This is a genomic window from Wolbachia endosymbiont (group A) of Yponomeuta plumbellus, assembly GCF_947251575.1.
Lineage (GTDB): Bacteria > Pseudomonadota > Alphaproteobacteria > Rickettsiales > Anaplasmataceae > Wolbachia > Wolbachia pipientis.
In genome coordinates this window covers 1,056,259-1,075,361 of sequence record NZ_OX366353.1, presented here as the reverse complement: position 1 = coordinate 1,075,361, position 19,103 = coordinate 1,056,259, and the positions used below count along the sequence as shown (strand labels likewise).

Sequence of the window (19,103 nt, the reverse complement as noted above, 5' to 3'; positions counted from 1 at the left end):
TGCTATACTATACAGTGTACATGCTGTTTCTTACAGATGAAGATTTTATTTATTTTGCAATACTGCTGAGATTGTTGCTTCTGCAACTTTTTCTTCGCTAACAGATGCAATACACCTAAATTTGTGTACACCTAAACACACACTTTGAATGTTAGCTTGAAGAATCAATGTGTCCCCTGGAGTAACTGGCTTTCTGAATTTTGCATTTTCAATGGATCTCAAGTAAACAACTTTATTTTCTATTGTTTCTTTACCTAGAACACATATAGCAGATGCCTGAGCTAGAGATTCAATTATCAAGACTCCTGGCATTATCGGATGACCAGGGAAGTGGCCAATAAAAAATGGCTCATTGAAAGTCACATTTTTGATTGCTTTTATACTTTTACCAGGATCACACTCTATAACTCTATCTACTAAGAGAAACGGATAAGAATGTGGTAATATTTTTATAATATCACTGATATTAAATTGCATAAGCCTACTCAATGCCTTTCAAAGCAAATTCAGGTATTTTCTTGTTTATATTGTTTAATACCACATCTGATAAATCAACTTCATCCATGGAGTATAAAACTTGGTTCTTTTTTGAAATAAATAGTACCAAATCTATGTTGTTTTTTTCTGCCGTTTTTTTAGCGACTTCTTTTATCTTGTTAAAAACATTCTCTACTGCGTCTCTATAGCTTTCTTCTAAATGTAACATTTTTTTAGCGTAATTATCTCTAGTATTTACAGTGTGCTTATTAAACTGTTCTGTCTTTTCTTTTTTTGCTTCTTCTGACAAAAGTTCAAATTCTTCTTTTGATGGCTTAAGTTTTTCTAACTCACTTTCAAATTCTTGTTGTAATCTAGAATTCTGCTCCTTTATTTGTTGTTGTATGTTTTGCAGAGCAAGAGATTCATTGATAACTTTATCACTATCAATAATGGCAGCCTTTGTGTTCTGAGGTTGATATCCTACAAACTTATACCCCACAAATAAGGAAATAATTAAGGCAATAACTGATATAAATAACTGTATATATTTCATTCAAATCCCCGCTTCAATAGAAAATTTAACATTTGGTGATGGTATTATATCATAAGATTCCTTTACTAAAGGAAACCCGAAATCCAATCTAAGTCTACCAAAACGAGAAAGCATTGAAAAGCCAAAACCTGGTGACACTCTCACAAGCTTGCTATCATAGTATTTCCCTTCATACTTCTTATTTTTATCATCTAAGCCAAAAAGTGTCGCATAGTCAACAAATAGTGAGCCTTTGATACCAGCATAGTCATATAGTTTTGGTAGAGGAAAATCCACTTGCTGTGTTAGATTAAAATAAGTTTTGCCTCCTAATGAGCTTTTATTTTTGTCTTCTGCTCTTGGTCCAATACCGGAAAGGTCAAACCCTCTAATCTCATTACCCCCTTTAAAAAAGTGCTGGCCAATGTTTAGATTTTCATCAGTATAAGAAAAAATATGACCTGCCGCCATCTTAAAGCGTAGAGTTATATCATCGTCAATTTTGCTTAATATAGGGTGCGTATAAAAAGATAAGAATTCAGATTTTAGGAAATTCACGTTTCCTCCCAATCCTGAAATATCCTGACTTAAGCGCAGTAAATACCCTTCTTTTGGAGTATAGAGGTTATCCAGTTTATTATGTGCCAACGTGTATCCCACTGATGAAATCTGATGTTCACCTTTTCGGTCCAGTATTATTTCAGAGATATCGGTGTCTTGTCCACCCTTATTATCCATGTGTATATGATTATACTTATAAGAATAGCGAAGGGAATTAGTTAAGTTCTCTGTGACTTTATATGATAACTTTGTAAAAAATCCCATATCGCAACTATCAAAAGTAGTGTTTGGCTTATCTTGTTTTTCGTAAAATACGTCTACACCTAGTGACGTATCAGAATCATTAAAATTATTTTCAACAAACTCTAAATCAGTAGAAAATACGTATTGACTTTTTTCAAGAGCAAAAGAGAGCTCTTTTCCAGTACCAAATAAATTACGGTCTTTGAGGTCAATTTTAATCAATGCTCCACCAGGAAGAGACACACCGCCTCCCAAATACAACGAAGTAGTGTTTTTTTCTTTAACATTTAAGTCAAGATTTACTGTATTGTCATTAACTGCGTAACTATTTACTTTCACTGTTTCAAAAAAATCACTACTCATTAGTTTTTTACGTGACTTTTGAATCTCAGATATATTGTACGCATCACCTTCTGCTACACTTAGCTTACTTCTGATCACTTTATCTAAAGTGCGATCGTTACCATCAATTGTAATTTGATTTATATAAATCTTTTTACCCGGCAGCACTCTGTAGGTTACATCTACAACGTTGTCACGTTGTGCATACTCTGGATTAACTTTTGCAAATATATATCCTTTTTCATTTAAATATTTGTTTATTTTTTCTACTGTATTATTAATTTTAACTCTATTAAATATCTTATCGTTTTCCTCTGTTATAAAATCCAATATTTCTTCTTTTAGGCTCAAATCCTGAATTTCAGTTTCAATATTAACCTCATTATTTCCAAACAAATACTGCTGTCCTTCGTCAATCAAAAAAGTTAACTCTGTTTGATTGTTATTATCAACCTCAACAATTGGTTGAATATTATTTTGAATATATCCCTTAGACGAATAAAAACGATCGAGCAATTCTGTGTTAATCAATAGATATTGCGGTGAATAATGATTTTCGCCTTTAAAAATGGCTCTAAATAACTTACTAAATATGTCATTACTATGTCTTTTAATAACTTGCTCTAGCTCATTTTCAGAAAAGTTTTTATTGCCTATAAATCTTATATCCTTAATTTTAGAGGTTTTGCCTTCTTTTATTTTGAAAATTAGATTGACCCTATTACTATCGAGCTTCTCCAACTCATATTCAATTTTAACGCCAACCTTACCGTTATTTCTATAAGTAGTGATTAAATTCATTAAATCGTTTTGCAATTTTGTTTCAGTGAAAATAGTTAGCGATTTTGACTGAATCACATTATTTAGTAACTCTTTGCTATTAAATAACTTATTACCCTTTAATATTATCTTGTTAATTAGTGGATTTTCTTGAATTTTTATTACCAAATTTTTTTTATCATCTATGTAAGCATTAACACTAGCAAATAACTTTGTTTTATATAGATCTTTTATAATTGAGTCTATATCATCGTCGTTTATATAATCACCAGATTTTAGTTTTATATAGAACCCTATTGTCTGGTTGCTTACCCTCTCATTACCAATACATTTGACATCTTTCACCTGCACTTTTTCCGCAGTTCCTAAAGCAACAAGCAGGGCAGGAAAAGAAATAAAAACCACTACCAGTATATAAAATAGCTTTTTCATATTTTATTTCAAAAAAGATCCCTAATATCATTTGACATTCCAGTTGCCATAAGCAAAAACAACACTAAAGCACCAAAAATAGCTGCATATTTTTGACATTTCAAGCTTAAATCCCTACGTATAACCGCTTCTATGATATAATGAAATAAATGCCCACCATCTAGCAGTGGTATTGGCAGCAAGTTAATTGCAGCTAAATTAGCTGAAATGATTGCCATAAAATATAGAACCATAATAAATCCCTTTTTAGCTGATTGTCCTGAATATTTTGCGATTTTTATTGGTCCACCTATTTCATTGATACTCCTTTTACCAACAATAATGTGAAAGAGAGCTTTGATCGTTAAGCACATAGTGTGGTAAGTTTCACTTACTGATAAGCTCACAGCCCCAAGAAAAGACGACTGCTTTAATGTATTGACTGAAATAATCCCTATAGTTTCTCTTTCTATTGTGTTGCCAAAAACGTCTTTGTCCTTGATTATTAATGGAGTTAAACTGGTCCTGTGCTTCTCATTATTTCTGCTATACTCAATCTCCATTCTTGTTTTAGGATTCGACATTATCACACGTGAAATATCTTCAAAGTATTTTATTTTATGCTCATTGATTTGTGTAATAGTGTCACCTGGCAACAAACCAGCTTGCTTAGCTGCACTACCTTCGATTACATTTTCAATCACCGGTGGAGTGCGATAATAACCTGCTATGCTAAAGAATATTGTAAAAGCTATAACAGCAAATACCATGTTTGCAAAAGGCCCTGCAAAAACTACTGCTGCTTTTTTATGACGCGGTTTTGTATGAAATGAATACAATTTTTCTTCTTCCGTTAATTCTTGTTGATCAGCTGGGACACTCGCTGCATTAGTATCTCCTAGCATTTTAACATAACCACCCAATGGAACAGCGCTTAATTTCCATCTAGTTCCAGACTTATCGTTAAAACCAAAAATTTCAGGACCAAAACCTATGGAAAAAGATTCAACTTTAACTTTGCATGCTTTGGCAACAACATAATGCCCATATTCATGCACGAATACTATGACAGAAATTATTAAAGAAAATGATAAAAAATAATATATTCCATCGCTAAATTGATGGATAAGATTAGAAATTAATTCCACCTGTATATTTAGATCTTAACAAAATGTTAAGTATATTAAAATGCGCCTCGCTTGACAAGTATTTAGTTTAACTTTTAAATTAAAAAAAGTTTAATTGTAATGACAGATACCTCACTACTCAGAAGAAAATTAATATATAGAAGCTGGCATAGGGGTTGCAAAGAAACCGATATACTTTTAGGGCATTTCGCATTGAAATATCTTGATAAATTTTCCTTAAGCGAACTAATCGAATACGAAAAAATAGTTGATCTTGATGATTACGAATTATATTGTTACATAACTCGTAAGACAAACCTCCCTCCTGGCTTGAATAGTCAGATAGTCAATTTAATTGCTTGCTTTATTGAAGCTAATCCTTTATGCACTCAAGATTAGTGATAATCTTATTTACCTTATCTAGTACCTCAGTATATTCTATTCTTTTCTCGTTTCTATACTTTTCGCGCTCTTGATTTACTTCATCTAATCGCTTTGTTAATTCTAAAATTTTATCCTCAAGAATTAGTGCTGCAAGTAAGAAATTTAATGCATCCGAACCCTTACCTCCAGTTTTTTGAGATACAGAACTAACTAACTTGTCAAAACTATTAGCAAGGCGTAATAAATGATTCCCCTTCCCACTTTCGCAAGATATTTTATATGTGTTATTACGTATAACTATTTCTACTACTTGCATATGGTGCTAAAAATTTCTATCGTACAGTATAAACTCAAACCTCTACTTTCATCTTATTTATGGTATAAATTTTTATTCATTTATCAAATCAGATAATTTTTTACTGCTACGAAAATATGTTTTAAAGTATTGATTCTTTGTAAACTTCTGTAACATTAAATGGCTTGTTTCTTTCAAGTTATAACTTCTAACTGAAAAAGAACCAAACCCCCTAATTTCAACTCTATTATGATGTTTCAATGTGCTTGAAAGTATCCCAAAAAATCTATCAACTATAGCTGCTATAACAATCTTATCTAAAAAAGGATGTCTTTTTGCTACCCTCGCTATTATATCAGACTTTGTTGCCATTTATATGAAGCCAAAATAAGTAAACCTTATCACTTAGCAGATAATGCTATGTTATATTCTTCAACACCCAATACTTCAACTTCTATTTTTTCTGATATAGAGAATTTTTTATTCTCTGGTAAATGCTCTTGATCTATTAGAAGGGTTACATCGTTCTCAACTTCAACGACTAGTCCATTATCTTCTCTCTTACCTACAATAACCTGTATTTTATCACCTACCTTAACTTTCTTTATCAGTTCTTCAAGAGGATCATACTCTATTTGTTTTATTCCAAGATAAGTTCTTGCCCGATTCACGTTAGCCCTTATTACTTTTGCTTCTATTTTATCACCTACATTATACTTCTTTATCTCATCTGAACCATTTTTAGACCAACTAAAATCTTTCACATATATTGTCCCTTCTACGTTCTCATCTATTTCAGAATCACCGAAAGCAACAGATACATATGAGCCGGTATTATTCTTCACTTCACCAGAAACAATAGAACCAGGAGGATATTTATTGATAAATACTTGCCAAGGGTTGTCTACACACCTTTTCATGCTTAAACTCATCCTACTCTTAGCAATGTCAATACTGAGAATTTTTACATATACTTCTTGTCCCCTTGTTACGAGACTACTAACTGGTAAATTACTCTTAACCCAAGTTATTTCTGACGAGTGCACTAAACCTTCAATTCCAGGTCTAAGCTCAACAAATAATCCATAATCTTCTATGCTTGTTACATAACCCTTATTCACACTATCAACTGGATATTTTGACTCTGCATCTTGCCAAGGGCTATCTTCTAGCTGCTTCACACCCAAGGAAATTTTAGCATTTTCCTTATCTATTTTTATAATTTTAACTTTTATAGTCTGACCACAAGTAAAAACTGCAGACGGATGACTTACCCTACTCCAAGAGATATCTGTAATATGTAACAATCCATCTATAACTCCCACTACATCTGATTCATGAATACCGACAAATACACCGTAATGAGTGATACTTTTTATTTTCCCTTCTATTATATCGCCTTCATTTAAAGATTCTAAAAATTTAATTTTTTCACCAGCGTGCAATTTTTCTAACACCAGCTTTCTTGATACTACAATATTGCCCTGCTTCTTATCCATTTTAAGCACGATGAACTTTTGTTCAGTTTCAATAAGGTGCTTCGCATCTTTTACTTGCTTCAAATCCACATGACTCAGCGGTAAAAAAGCGCTTATTCCGTCACCAAGATCAACAATAAAGCCACATTTAATTGAGCGTTTAATAACTCCGCTTACTTCAGCCCTTGTAACTGTATCTTCTTCCAACTTATTCCATTTTTCGTCCCTAATTGCTTTTTCACGACTAAGAACAACATTACCATGATAATCTTCAATTCTTTCCACATAAACTCTGATTTTCGAGCCAATAATGACCTCATCATTACAACCGAGTTCCTTGATCAGAATTCTCCCGTCAGATTTTAAACCAATATCAACCACAACGTCGTTAGGGTTTATTCTTGTAATTACACCTTCTACCACATCTCCTTCTTTAATTTTGTTAACAAAAGAATCTTCAAACAAGGTATTATCTTGATCCTCAAATTGGCCTTGACATATCTCTTCTATAAATTTGTTTGATGATAGCTTTCTGATAGTAACCGGTAGATTTACGACTGGATTATTATTATTCATACCTTTAACTTAAACTTTATTAGAACTCATATATTATATAATATTAACAATTATTGACAAGTAATTTTTCATTAACTCATTTCGAGAATTGTTTAAGCTATATAAAATATAGTGAGAAAATTATATATGTATCAAGAATATGCTATTTAAGAATAGCAAGTGGATTAGATCGTTCTCCAGAAGGTCCAGGCTAAAACCTGATGTTGATGAAATATTGGAAAAATATTCTATTCAAAACAGCAAGGAATCTATAGAGAAAATTGTAAATTCACAAAAAAGAATATGGGTAGAAATAGGCTTTGGCAACGGTGAAAATATGCTTTACCAGGTGCTCAATGAACCTGATCTATTATTTATAGGATGTGAGCCCTACTTAAAGGGGGTTTCTCGCTTGCTGACAAACATAGAAATACAGAACATAAAAAATATTTTAATGTGGACAGAAGATGCAAGAGAATTGATTGCAAATTTTCCTGATAACAGTGTTGAAAGATTCTTTATTCTCTTTCCAGATCCATGGCCAAAAAGAAGTCACAATAAAAGACGATTAATTAATACGGAATTTTTAAATTTATTAGCAAAAAAAATACTTATAACAGGGGAAATATTCATTGCAACCGATCATCAGGACTATGCAGAGTGGATAGCATCACATATAAAGCAGTGTAACTCTTTAATCTATAGGGAAGACGATTTCACAAGTTATACTCTTACAAAATACCACAGAAGAGCGCTCAAAGATCAGCGTAAAGTGAGGTTCTTTAAAGTAAGTGTTATTAATAATTTGCAGACTATGGATCAATAGAGTTTTTGCATATCTCTTTTACGTTAACTATAGATTAAAAATAATAAAAAAAGAGGGAGAAATAGAGTAAATTCCTTTAACTACTTCTCCTTATGAAGGAATAGACTTCTTGCATAACCCAAACTAAGTAGAAAAAAGGTATCATCCAAGTAGCCCCTTTCTCGTCATGCCACCGCGAACCGTCATACCGTCACGGTATCTCTTAGCCGCTAACAAGTAGCGGGATGACGGTTGTCAGGTTAGCTGTTATCCCAGTTTTTGACACTGGGATGACAACGAAGGGCTACTTGGATGACAGGGAAGGATGCTGAAATGAAGGTTTTTCAAATTGTCGATAAACCTAAATCTATAATAACTATTTGCCTTTTTTCTAGGTTATGCAAGAAGTCTACTGAATAACAGTAAGATTTTTCAATCCTGTTCCACAGCAAATTTTAGTGCCATGTGAGTAGTTACAGTGCTGTTAACAATCAAAATAACAAAAACTAAGATGGTGATTAGTAGTGTATAAATATTCAAGGATAAATTTTCAAATTGAGTTAGCATTTTAAAATACACAAAGGTTGGCATTATCATTGGCAAAACAAGAATTTGCGATACTCCTGATGCTAAGTTGTTTTGACCAATCATCAATGCATTTCCAGTAGCTGAAATATTAGTGATTATCAGCGTATTAAATAATAAAGACACTCCAACTGCTATTGAGTGTTCAATACTATTGCCTAGAATTGCAAAGCTGAATATGGAAGAAATTACTGAAATCGGTAACCCAAATAATAACCAGTGAGCGAAAATTTTATAAGCAACTATAAGCCTAGAAGAGAGTGGCTGTACAAAGATTTGCTCTAATATTCCATCATGATAATCAGATGTAAACAAATTATTTGTAGAAATCTGCAAAACAAATGTAGCACATATCCATGTTAATGTTAACATAACTTCTTGTTTATTGTTGTTTTTAAGTGTAAATGAAGATAAACTTAACATTATGATAAAAATACATACTATATAGGTAAAGTTCTTATCATCTATTACTAATTTTTTTACTGAGTCGATCATACTAGGCTTTTAAATGTTTATTATAAATTATAGTGTTTACTTTGAGGTAGTATAATTTTTTGTTCATAAATTATATAGGTTTTATTATTTTTTTGATAATGCAATTATGGAAAAGTTACCAAAAATAAAGTCACCAGAAGATTACACTCCTTCAGAAGATGAAGAATATATGAGCGTAAAACAACTGGAATACTTCAGCTTAAAGTTACAATCAATACTCGCTGAGTTAGAGAAACAAGAACTAGAAGATAATAGTATTGATACATACTATTCTGATGAAGATAGTGGAAACGAGGAATTAATCAAGCGTCGAAAAGATAGAAAAGAAAAAATTAAGGAGGCGTTAGAAAAAATAAAATTAGGCACTTATGGTTACTGCGATGGAACAGGAGAAGAAATAGGAGTCGAAAGACTTAAAGCTAATCCGCTTGCTATATATTGTATTGAAGAGCAAGAGAGAGTAGAAAAAGAAAAGAACGTGTACAACATTAACGATTAATTTACACATAAGTGGTGAGCCCATTGGACTTCAAGAGGAGCAAGAGGCGCTGAAGTATGTTATGCTATAAAGAAAGTGGAAAATTGGACATTCTCAACTTGACTCCTGCAGATTAAAAATTAAGTTGTATCCGTTCACACAATGGCGTCAACTTAAGGAAAAATATCAGCGATAGTGTATAAAATTTCTCTCTAAATTTTTTATCATTAAATTATCCAAAGAGTGCAAGGGACAGCACTTTTGTTTCTGTTTTATTTCAACAAAGAAGTCTAAAATGTGTCCTTTTTAGGTGAAATATGCAAAAAGGAAAAAACCTTATTCTACAAATTAAAAATATAATATACTCGAAAACTTTTCAGAAAATCCATTGTGTTGAGTTTTACACGAACAAGAAAACTTCCTTTTTCGACAGTATTTTCTATGATTTTAAAGTTAGTTAAAAAAAGTTTGGGAATAGAATGTGAACTTATGGAGCCATTGACATGTACCCTCAAAGCAAGCTTTTTCTAAAGCAAGGTATAAGATTTGCCATACAGGCTTTCAAGAATTTAAGCATCCAAACAGCCTATCAGGATGAACCTGAGTTGGAGAGGCTATAGACTTATTGCAGCAGATGGTTCTGGTATGAGATTACCCAGCTCTGGGGAAATTGTATCCGAGTTTGAACCAAATGGAACAACAGGCACCATTGGCAATTTGTTTGTTGATTTGTGTACTTCGCTAATTTGTAGTGCTCGTCTTGCAGCTTGGAATATAGGTGAACAAACGTTGGCGGCAGAGCAATTACCCGAAGTTATCACTCAAATGCGTTTATTAAATCAAGAGAAATTATTATTTATCTATGATCGTCTTCAGTAAAATTCATTCAGCAGCATTATGATTTGGAAGTAGATTTTATTTTTCGCTTGCAAAAAAGAAATTATAGTAAGCTATGGGAACGCTGGCGAATTAGATTTTGATTTTATATTAGAAAATGAAAAGCTAAAAAATAAAATGAAAGGACAGAAAGTAAGAGTTATAGTGCTGACATTAGCCAACTGAGAAACAGAGTTTTTGACCGAGACTTTGGAGCAAAGCTTATGTGTTAAGGTGGCACATAGAGGAGTGCTATAAACGACTCAAAGTAGGAGCAGAGTTAGAGAATTTTTCTGGAGAGGCTGTATTACAAGAATTTTGGGCAAACTTGGTCATGTGCAATATATTATCGCTTCATATGTGTGATGCACAAGGGCCTTGGAACCCAGATCAAATTACTGAGTATCGTTTAAATTTTTCAGTTTTATTTGGTGTAATGAGGCAGAAACTCTATCAGGTACTTATTGCGCCAAAAAACTTTCAAGCCCTTTTTAAGTATACGCGCTAAAGTTAAAATCCGACCGGGACAGCCGCAATAAAGTAGATAAGCCTAAACGCCATCATGTCTTTAGGAGAGTTTGCTAATGAAAGTTCTTAAGTTGACGCCATTGGCTGAACGGATACGATTTATTTCAGTGCATGAGCTGGTCCTTTTCGGATTTTAGCGCTGTGTACATAACTGCACGAACGTCTAGTTTAGGGGTAAGAAAAATTAGGGCCCGCAAATTAATCCAAACACATAAGTGTAGTGTTACCACCAAATGCTGTAGTGTTAACACTTACAACTTTTTCTGTAGAAAAACGCTGTAAATAATGAGGACCACCAGCTTTTGGCCCAGTGCCAGATAGTCCTCTACCACCAAATGGTTGTATCCCAACTGCTGCACCTATCTGGTTACGGTTGATGTAGACATTTCCAACTGATATTTTTTTACTTATAGTGTCAATTTGACTTTGTATACGACTCTGCAAAGAAAACGTAAGCCCATATCCAGTACTATTTATATCACTTATAACTTCATTTAATTGTGACTTGTTAAAACGTATGATATGTAAAATAGGACCAAATACTTCTTGCTTTAATTGCGAAATTTTTTGTATCTCATAAATATATGGAGGAAAGAAATAACCATTATGAGAATTTGTATCCATGGGTACTTTAAATAACAGATTTGAATCTTTATCCTCTGACATTTTTTGCGTATGTTGAGTGAGCATATCGATAGATGCTTTATCAATTATTGGACCAATATCAGTACTAAGTTGTATTGGGTCACCAATCTTGAGTTCTTGCGCTGCACCGCATATCATTTTTATCTGCTTCTCTGCTATGTCCTCTTGAATAAACAGCACTCTAAGCGCAGAACAGCGTTGGCCAGCGCTGCGAAACGCAGAAAGCAAAACATCCGTAGTCACTTGCTCTAAGAGAGCAGAGCTATCAACAATCATAGCATTTAATCCACCAGTTTCAGCAATAAATGGCACAATAGGACCATCCCTATTTGCAAGCATTCTATTAATTATTTGAGCGGTTTGTGTTGAACCAGTAAAAGCTACACCGGAAATTCTATTGTCTGGAACTAATATTTTGCCTAAATATCCACCATCCCCAGGAATGAGGTGCAACACATTTTTTGATATCCCAGCTTCATGTAGTATCTTAACAGCTTCATAGGCAATAATCGGCGTTTGCTCTGCCGGTTTTGCCAGCACTGCATTACCTGCTGCAAGTGCAGCTGAAACCTGCCCAATGAAGATAGCGAGCGGAAAATTCCACGGTGATATGCATAAGAAAACTCCTCTGCCTTCAAAAAAGATGAAGTTATCTTCACCTGTTGGCCCTGGCAATTTTCTCCAGTCGCTCAGTTCATTTTTTGCTATCGTTGCGTAGTAACGTAAGAAATCCACTGCCTCTCTTACTTCCGCTATTGCATCAGATAAAATTTTTCCTGCTTCTACGATCAGAATGTAAATCAACTCTTTCATCCTTTCTTCAAGCAAATCTGCAGCTTTTTCAAGGCATTTAGCGCGCTCTACTGCTGAAACATTCTGCCATTCAGTAAAAGCATTATGTGCTATTTCAAGAGCGTTTAAAGCTTGAACACTTGTTGTATTTGACACTTCTCCAATTACATTTTCTAAATGTGCAGGATTCACTACTTCGATAAATTCAGCACTATCAAATAGTGCTTTTCCATCAATTATTGGTCCAACTTGCCACTTTTTTTCACTAAAACCCTTTATATCATCTGCAAATTGTGAGACTATCACAGAATCACTAATATCCATTCCCAAAGAATTTTTTCTTTCTGGTCCCAAAATATCTTGTGGTAATGGAATGCCTGGATGAGGCTCATAATTAAAATTTATAGCTTTTTCCAGTGGATCTGAAATTAACTCATCGATTTTAACGTTAGGATCACTTATTTGATTAACAAACGAACTATTAGCTCCATTTTCAAGAAGACGTCTTATAAGATAAGGCAACAAGTCACTATGTTCCCCAACGGGTGCGTAGACACGACAGCTAACATTTGTTGCAAGCTCTGACATTGCATAATCATATAAGTCTTTTGCCATTCCATGTAAGCGTTGAAATTCAAATCCAGGGTGGTTTTTATCAGCAAGTTCCATGATAGAAGCAAAAGTATAGACGTTATGAGTTCCAAAGCATGGGTAAAAGCTGTTTGGTTTACTCAAAAGTTTCTGTGCGCACACGAGGTAAGATACGTCAGTATAGCTTTTTCTTGTAAATACTGAGTAATCATTTAATCCCAATTCTTGCGTACGCTTGATTTCTGAATCCCAATATGCACCTTTTACAAGCCTCAACATAATTTTGTGCTTTGATCGGATAGCAACATCTTCAACAAAGTCAAGAACAGATAAAGCGCTCTTTTGATATGCTTGCACAGCCAAGCCAAGCCCTTCCCACTCAGAAAGTGATTCATCAAGCCGTAATTGTTCAAACAAGATTAAGGAAATTTCAAGCCTTTCTGATTCTTCTGCATCTATGCATAATGAAATGTTGTATTTTTTTGCCTCGCGGCAGAGCTCTAAAACCTTAGTGAATATCTCACCAGCAATTCGGTCAAATTGGCTGAATTCATAACATGGGTGTAAAGCAGAAAGTTTGATTGAAATTCCATGGGATTTAAAACAATCATTTATTTCAGTGGATTCACCTATAGCTTTTATTGAATGCATATATGAATTAAAATACTCTTCTGCATCCTCAGCTGTGTGAGCAGCTTCACCAAGCATATCAAAAGAGTATAAAAACTTACTATTGTCATCTAGTTTTGCGTACCTTAAAGCTTCTTCTATGGTTTCTCCAACAACAAAATGATTACCAAGCATAGACATTGCTTGTTTTACTGCTTTGCGAATGATCGGTTCTCCTAAATTCTTAAGTAACTTAGAAATTGCGTAATAGAACTTCGAATCGCCTTCATTGTCTCTCAATATACTGCTACCTATCATTAAACTCCACGTGGAAGCATTGACGAACAATGAAGAAGAATATCCTAAATATTTACTCCATTCTTGATTGGCAATTTTATCTTTGATTAGCTCGTCTATTGTATAATCATCTGGTATTCTAAGTAGCGATTCAGCAAGGCACATCAATGCTATTCCTTCATCATTGGAAAGCGAGTATTGCTGCATAAAGGAATCTACAATACTTAATTTATTGTGTTTGATTTTTTCAATAACTTGTTTTGCAATATTATAAATTCTATTTTTTGAATCAGCCGAAAGCTCTGCTTTTTCTACAAGATAACGTATATAACTCTTTTCATCAGTACGATAAAATCCTTGTAAACGTTTTCTCAATTCGTTAGGTTCTTGTATAGAGCTTATCATATATAATTATCTCCAAAAAATACTCCGACACCATATGTATGGTGAAATTATATCATAACTTTGCGCAGAGCAAATTGCTATTTACAAAGGGATCAGGGCTGGCTAAAAGAAGTCCATGCAATAACTTCACTAAATCAAAAAGATTGTGCAAGTATGTAGCTCAACACTCCACCACACATCAAGTATTTAGTCTCAGTTGCGGTTTGTACACAGCATTTGAGTTGAATTGATTGCTTTGAATTATCCTTTCTTTTGATGATGCATTCTAGATTTCCACCTGGCACTATTTCACCTTTTATGCTTATTACCTCGCTACCATCAAATATCTTTCTGGTTATTCCATTTTGGAATATAAGTGGAAGAACACCCATGCCGACCAAGTTGGACCTATGTATACGCTCAAAGCTTTCTGCAATGACAACTTTAACCCCCAACAATAAAGTACCCTTTGCTGCCCAATCCCTACTTGAACCTGTGCCATACTCCTTTCCTGCCACAATGATGAGAGCTTCCTTGTAGCGCATTGCTGCATCAAAAATCGACATAGTTTCTTGAGAAGGAATATATTTTGTATAGCCGCCTTCGATGCTTACCATTTCATTTTTTATTCTAATGTTAGCAAAAGTCCCACGCATCATTACATTGTGGTTACCACGACGAGACCCATACGAATTAAAGTCCTGTGGCTCAATTCCAAGATTTTTTAAATATATACCTGCAGGACTACTTGAGGCAATATTTCCAGCAGGGGAAATGTGGTCAGTGGTTACGCTATCGCCAAACATTGCCAATATTTGTGCACCTTTTATATCGATTTTATTATTTTTAGGTGATAAATTATCAAAATAGGGCGGATTTTGTATGTAAGTGCTATTTGCATCCCAATTATAGATTTCACTTTTTTCACACTTTATCTTTCGCCAATGTTCATCACCAGAAAAAACATCCTTATACTTTTGTATGAACATCTCACGTGTTACCACACTTTTAACACAATCTTCGATTTCATTGTTTGTTGGCCATATATCTTTGAGATAGACATCATTTCCATTCTTATCTTTGCATATTGAATCTTTTGTCAGATCAATTTGCACAGTACCAGCAAGTGCATATGCAACAACAAGTGGCGGAGATGCCAAGTAATTAGCTTTGACTAACGGATGAATTCTTCCTTCAAAGTTACGATTACCAGATAAAACTGCAGCAACGGTTAAGTTTTTGTTTTTAATGCCATCTTCTATATCTTTATTAAGTGGACCAGAATTCCCAATGCAAGTTGTGCAACCATATCCAACTAAATTAAAGCCCAGAGCATTTAGATCTACCTGCAATCCAGACTTTTCTAAATATTCTGTTACAACTTGTGACCCTGGAGCAAGAGAAGTTTTAACCCAAGGCTTTGATTTTAATCCAAGTTTAATTGCATTACGAGCTACAAGACCTGCAGCAATCATCACACTTGGATTTGAGGTATTAGTGCAGCTTGTTATTGCTGCAATAACTACACTTCCATCTTGGAGTTTATCGTTTTCCTTTGACTCATTAACTGAAAATGATTTAGAAAAAGACTCTGCCACTTGTGAAAGAAAAACTTTATCTTGTGGTCTTTTGGGACCAGCCATTACTGGCTTCACGCTTGATAAATCAAGTTCTAGTGTGTCAAAAAATGCTAACTCATTATTGCTACGCCACAGTCCTTGCTCTTTCGCATAAGCCTCAACTAGCTTAATCAGCTTTTCTGGCCTTCCGGTTAAGCTTAAATAATCTAGCGTTTTTTGATCAATTGGAAAAAATCCACAAGTTGCGCCATACTCCGGGGCCATGTTTGCTATAGTGGCTCTATCTGCCAAAGATAAATAATCTAAACCATCACCATAAAATTCTACAAACTTACCAACAACGCCTTTTGTTCTTAGGATATTGGTAACCGTCAGCACTAAATCGGTCGCAGTTACTCCTTCCGACAATCTGCCAATTAATTTAAATCCAACTACTTCTGGAATCACCATACTAATTGGTTGACCAAGCATCACAGACTCAGCTTCTATGCCTCCAACACCCCAACCAAGGACTGATAACCCGTTAATCATTGTAGTATGGCTGTCAGTACCAACTAAAGTATCAGGATATATGACTCCATCATTATTACACACAACTTGCGCTAAATATTCAAGATTCACTTGGTGGCAAATCCCTGTGCCAGGCGGCACTACTCTAAAATTTGTGAAGGACGATTCTCCCCACTTTAAAAATTGATATCTCTCCAAATTTCTTTTTACTTCTAACTCAACATTCTTACTGAATGCGGAAACACTTCCATAACTATCTACTTGAACAGAATGGTCAATCACAAGATCAACCGGTACAGAAGGATTTATGTTGCTCGGGCTTCCTCCATTTTTCTTGACATAACTCCGCATTGAAGCTAAATCAACAACAGCAGGAACCCCTGTAAAATCTTGCATCAACACCCTTGCTGGTTTATAGCTAATTTCGTGATTAGTGTGTTTATTAACGCAGTCTGCTAGTACTCTTATGTCATCCAGCTTTACGTTTACTCCATCTTCATTACGCAATAAATTTTCAAGCAGCACCTTAAGTGAGCAGGGCAATTTAGTTACATCTGTCCCTAAAAATTCACTAGCACTACTTAGGCTAAAATAGTTATATGACTTCCCGTCAATGTTTAAAGTCGTTTTTGCGTTTAAAGAATTGTTCATCCTATCACACTATATTAGTTAAAATTGGAATTACTACCGTTACTTTTTTGTTGTTGACCTTGCTGCTCATACATAGTTTCAAAATCTATAGGATCTAGCATCAGTGGGGGAAATCCACCACTACTTGTAACTCTTGCAATTATTTCTCTTGCAAAAGGGAAAAGAAAAGTAGGTCCGCCAATAAACAAAGCTTGTCTTACCTCTTCCTCACTCAACTCTTTTAAATTTTCTATTGAAAAAATGCCACAATATTTCGTCTCACAAATGAAAGCTACACCATCTTTTATGCCTTCATCTTTTACCGTTGCTTTGACTTCTATATGCAAAGTAATTTCATGAAAAGATTTTTCTTCATTCACTTCTTCTTTGTTTTTCGTCCCTTCTAATTTTGCTGAATTGATATTAACCATTACATTAATATCTGGAGCTTTACTAGAAGAAAGGAATGGCGAATTCGGATTCTCAAATGATAGATCTTTAACATATTGACCGTGAATTCTCATTTTTTGTTGTGGCATTTCTTACGTCTCCTTTAATTAAGTTGAGATATTTAATACTTTCTTATATAATATATTCATTTACAAACGAATAGCAAACCTGATTATAAGTTGATATGAAAAACATATTTTCATTAATAATTAATAATGTTCGGATACTTTATATGCCAAGGAGTTGAGTTACTATGATAGAGCTTGTAATATATGCTTTATTAGCGGCGTTCATTTTTTCACGTTTGTATAATTCTTTAGGAAGGTCAGCCAACCTCAACCTAAAAAAGCTAACTAATGTATTGGATGTAAGCCGAAGTAGAGAAGATGTAGTAGAAAACATTGAGGGTTACATTGATAGCAATGATGAAAATTCAATAAAATTTACTTATAAACAAATATTAAAAAAAAACAAAGATTTTTCTATTTCCCACTTTATAGAAGGTTCAAGCATAGCTTTTGAATTAATAATAAAATGTTTCAATCAAGGAAATTTGTCTCAGTTAAAACCACTTCTCGATAAAGACTTATATGATAATTTTGCAGAGAAGATTAAACATCGTAAAGAGGTGCACGAGTCTATAATTGTTTCTATTGTTTCACAAAAGATTTTAGAAATAAAGCTAGTAAAAAACGCAGTGTTTATTGCAGTATATTTCCTTTCAGAGCAAATTAACTTCGTTAAGAATAATAAAGGGGATATCATATCAGGTAGTACATCCACCATTAATAAAGTTGAGGATGTATGGCAATTCAAAAAAAATGTTAATTCATCAGACCCAAGCTGGTTGCTTGTTTCTATTCACTATAAAAAGACAAGTAACGATAAGACAAATGACAAGTAAGATGAGTTTTTTTTTGAAATGGAAAGCAAGCTACGCGAAATAGTACTTGACACTGAAACGACAGGTCTTGACACTGAATCTGGTCATCGAATTATTGAAATAGGGTGTGTGGAATTAATTAACCGCATTCCAACAGGTAAAGTATTCCATCGGTACCTTAACCCAGAAAGAGATATACCTTATCACTCGTTTAAGATTCACGGTATTAGTGAAGAATTTTTAGAAGATAAACCATTATTTTCAAATGTTGCACTTGAATTTCTTGACTTTATATCTAATGATATTTTGGTAATTCACAACGCTGAATTCGATGTTAAGTTCCTTAACATGGAGCTAAGCAAGCTGAATGCTGGGTTAATTTCCTCAGATAGAGTGCTAGATACATTACCTCTTGCGAGGAAAAAATTCGCAGGATCACCTGCTTCTTTGAATGCATTATGTAAGCGTTTTGATATATCGCTAGAGAATAGAGAATTGCACGGAGCACTAGTTGATGCTCAATTGCTTGCAAAGGTATATGTTGAACTTACAGGAGGGTTACAAACCTTTCTGTTTGATAATCAATGCAATCAGGACAGTAACTCTACATTCGTTCAGCATAAAGTGCGTAATCTAACTCCCAGAGAACATTCACCAAATAGTGAAGAAATTGATGAACATAAGAAACTGTTAGACAAAATTAACAATACACTTTGGAATAAATATATTGAATAGGTCAACTAATAAAGATACAATTTAATTTTACTGAGAGCACCC

At 34.0% G+C, this 19,103-nt stretch carries 16 protein-coding genes and 1 pseudogene; 6 read left to right on the top strand and 11 right to left on the bottom strand.

Annotation, left to right across the window (positions count from 1 at the left end):
* Positions 1-45: 45 nt before the first annotated feature.
* From fabZ to rseP, 4 genes are read right to left on the bottom strand one after another with little or no spacing between them, the layout of a single operon-like run.
* The gene (gene fabZ, locus OPR39_RS05240) at positions 46-477 is read right to left on the bottom strand and encodes a 3-hydroxyacyl-ACP dehydratase FabZ (protein ID WP_006279640.1); all 432 of its coding nucleotides are present in this window, start codon (positions 475-477) and stop codon (positions 46-48) included.
* A gap of 4 nt (positions 478-481) precedes the next feature.
* Positions 482-1,033, bottom strand: coding sequence for an OmpH family outer membrane protein (locus OPR39_RS05235; RefSeq protein ID WP_265039306.1), 552 nt, complete (start codon positions 1,031-1,033; stop codon positions 482-484).
* On the bottom strand, positions 1,034-3,370 hold the full coding sequence (gene bamA / locus OPR39_RS05230) for an outer membrane protein assembly factor BamA (protein WP_265039304.1): 2,337 nt from the start codon (positions 3,368-3,370) through the stop codon (positions 1,034-1,036). It abuts the gene before it with no gap.
* 8 nt (positions 3,371-3,378) lie between these two features.
* Positions 3,379-4,497, bottom strand: a complete 1,119-nt coding sequence (gene rseP / locus OPR39_RS05225; protein ID WP_012673365.1) for an RIP metalloprotease RseP — start codon at positions 4,495-4,497, stop codon at positions 3,379-3,381.
* Positions 4,498-4,596: 99 nt separating this feature from the next.
* On the opposite strand from rseP, the gene OPR39_RS05220 reads away from it, so the two are divergent.
* Positions 4,597-4,875, top strand: a complete 279-nt coding sequence (locus tag OPR39_RS05220; RefSeq protein ID WP_006279484.1) for an FAD assembly factor SdhE — start codon at positions 4,597-4,599, stop codon at positions 4,873-4,875.
* On the opposite strand, the gene OPR39_RS05215 is transcribed toward OPR39_RS05220, so the two are convergent.
* The 3 genes from OPR39_RS05215 to OPR39_RS05205 all read right to left on the bottom strand — a co-directional run bounded on the left by OPR39_RS05215 (position 4,850) and on the right by OPR39_RS05205 (position 7,209).
* Positions 4,850-5,176, bottom strand: coding sequence for a cell division protein ZapA (locus tag OPR39_RS05215; protein WP_010082086.1), 327 nt, complete (start codon positions 5,174-5,176; stop codon positions 4,850-4,852). The two genes, OPR39_RS05220 and OPR39_RS05215, sit on opposite strands and share 26 nt — an antisense overlap.
* Positions 5,177-5,248: 72 nt before the next feature.
* A complete protein-coding gene (locus OPR39_RS05210) occupies positions 5,249-5,527 on the bottom strand; it encodes an HU family DNA-binding protein (RefSeq protein ID WP_010963035.1) in 279 nt (92 codons plus the stop codon).
* 29 nt (positions 5,528-5,556) lie between these two features.
* Positions 5,557-7,209 (bottom strand): 30S ribosomal protein S1, encoded by a 1,653-nt coding sequence (locus OPR39_RS05205; protein ID WP_015589375.1) that lies wholly within the window; start codon positions 7,207-7,209, stop codon positions 5,557-5,559.
* A 139-nt stretch (positions 7,210-7,348) separates the two neighbouring features.
* On the opposite strand from OPR39_RS05205, the gene trmB reads away from it, so the two are divergent.
* Positions 7,349-8,014, top strand: a complete 666-nt coding sequence (gene trmB, locus OPR39_RS05200) for a tRNA (guanosine(46)-N7)-methyltransferase TrmB (RefSeq protein WP_012673367.1) — start codon at positions 7,349-7,351, stop codon at positions 8,012-8,014.
* A gap of 411 nt (positions 8,015-8,425) precedes the next feature.
* On the opposite strand, the gene OPR39_RS05195 is transcribed toward trmB, so the two are convergent.
* Complete coding sequence (locus OPR39_RS05195) at positions 8,426-9,073, bottom strand: heme exporter protein CcmB (protein WP_015589376.1); 648 nt, start codon at positions 9,071-9,073, stop codon at positions 8,426-8,428.
* A 106-nt stretch (positions 9,074-9,179) separates the two neighbouring features.
* On the opposite strand from OPR39_RS05195, the gene OPR39_RS05190 reads away from it, so the two are divergent.
* Positions 9,180-9,572 (top strand): TraR/DksA family transcriptional regulator, encoded by a 393-nt coding sequence (locus OPR39_RS05190; RefSeq protein ID WP_010963040.1) that lies wholly within the window; start codon positions 9,180-9,182, stop codon positions 9,570-9,572.
* A 296-nt stretch (positions 9,573-9,868) separates the two neighbouring features.
* Positions 9,869-11,012: pseudogene (locus OPR39_RS05185) on the top strand (transposase).
* Positions 11,013-11,153: 141 nt separating this feature from the next.
* Here OPR39_RS05185 and putA read toward each other — a convergent pair.
* The 3 genes from putA to secB all read right to left on the bottom strand — a co-directional run bounded on the left by putA (position 11,154) and on the right by secB (position 17,532).
* Positions 11,154-14,294: a bifunctional proline dehydrogenase/L-glutamate gamma-semialdehyde dehydrogenase PutA gene (putA, locus tag OPR39_RS05180; protein WP_015588840.1), complete on the bottom strand. Its 3,141-nt coding sequence runs from the start codon at positions 14,292-14,294 to the stop codon at positions 11,154-11,156.
* Positions 14,295-14,428: 134 nt separating this feature from the next.
* The gene (gene acnA, locus OPR39_RS05175; RefSeq protein WP_141456811.1) at positions 14,429-17,014 is read right to left on the bottom strand and encodes an aconitate hydratase AcnA; all 2,586 of its coding nucleotides are present in this window, start codon (positions 17,012-17,014) and stop codon (positions 14,429-14,431) included.
* Positions 17,015-17,028: 14 nt separating this feature from the next.
* Positions 17,029-17,532 carry a protein-export chaperone SecB gene (gene secB / locus OPR39_RS05170; protein WP_006279761.1) on the bottom strand — a complete coding sequence of 168 codons (504 nt, stop codon included), beginning with the start codon at positions 17,530-17,532 and terminating at the stop codon, positions 17,029-17,031.
* Between the two features lie 164 nt (positions 17,533-17,696).
* On the opposite strand from secB, the gene OPR39_RS05165 reads away from it, so the two are divergent.
* Complete coding sequence (locus tag OPR39_RS05165) at positions 17,697-18,347, top strand: Tim44/TimA family putative adaptor protein (RefSeq protein WP_015588838.1); 651 nt, start codon at positions 17,697-17,699, stop codon at positions 18,345-18,347.
* 18 nt (positions 18,348-18,365) lie between these two features.
* Positions 18,366-19,061, top strand: a complete 696-nt coding sequence (gene dnaQ, locus OPR39_RS05160) for a DNA polymerase III subunit epsilon (RefSeq protein ID WP_015588837.1) — start codon at positions 18,366-18,368, stop codon at positions 19,059-19,061.
* Positions 19,062-19,103: the final 42 nt, after the last annotated feature.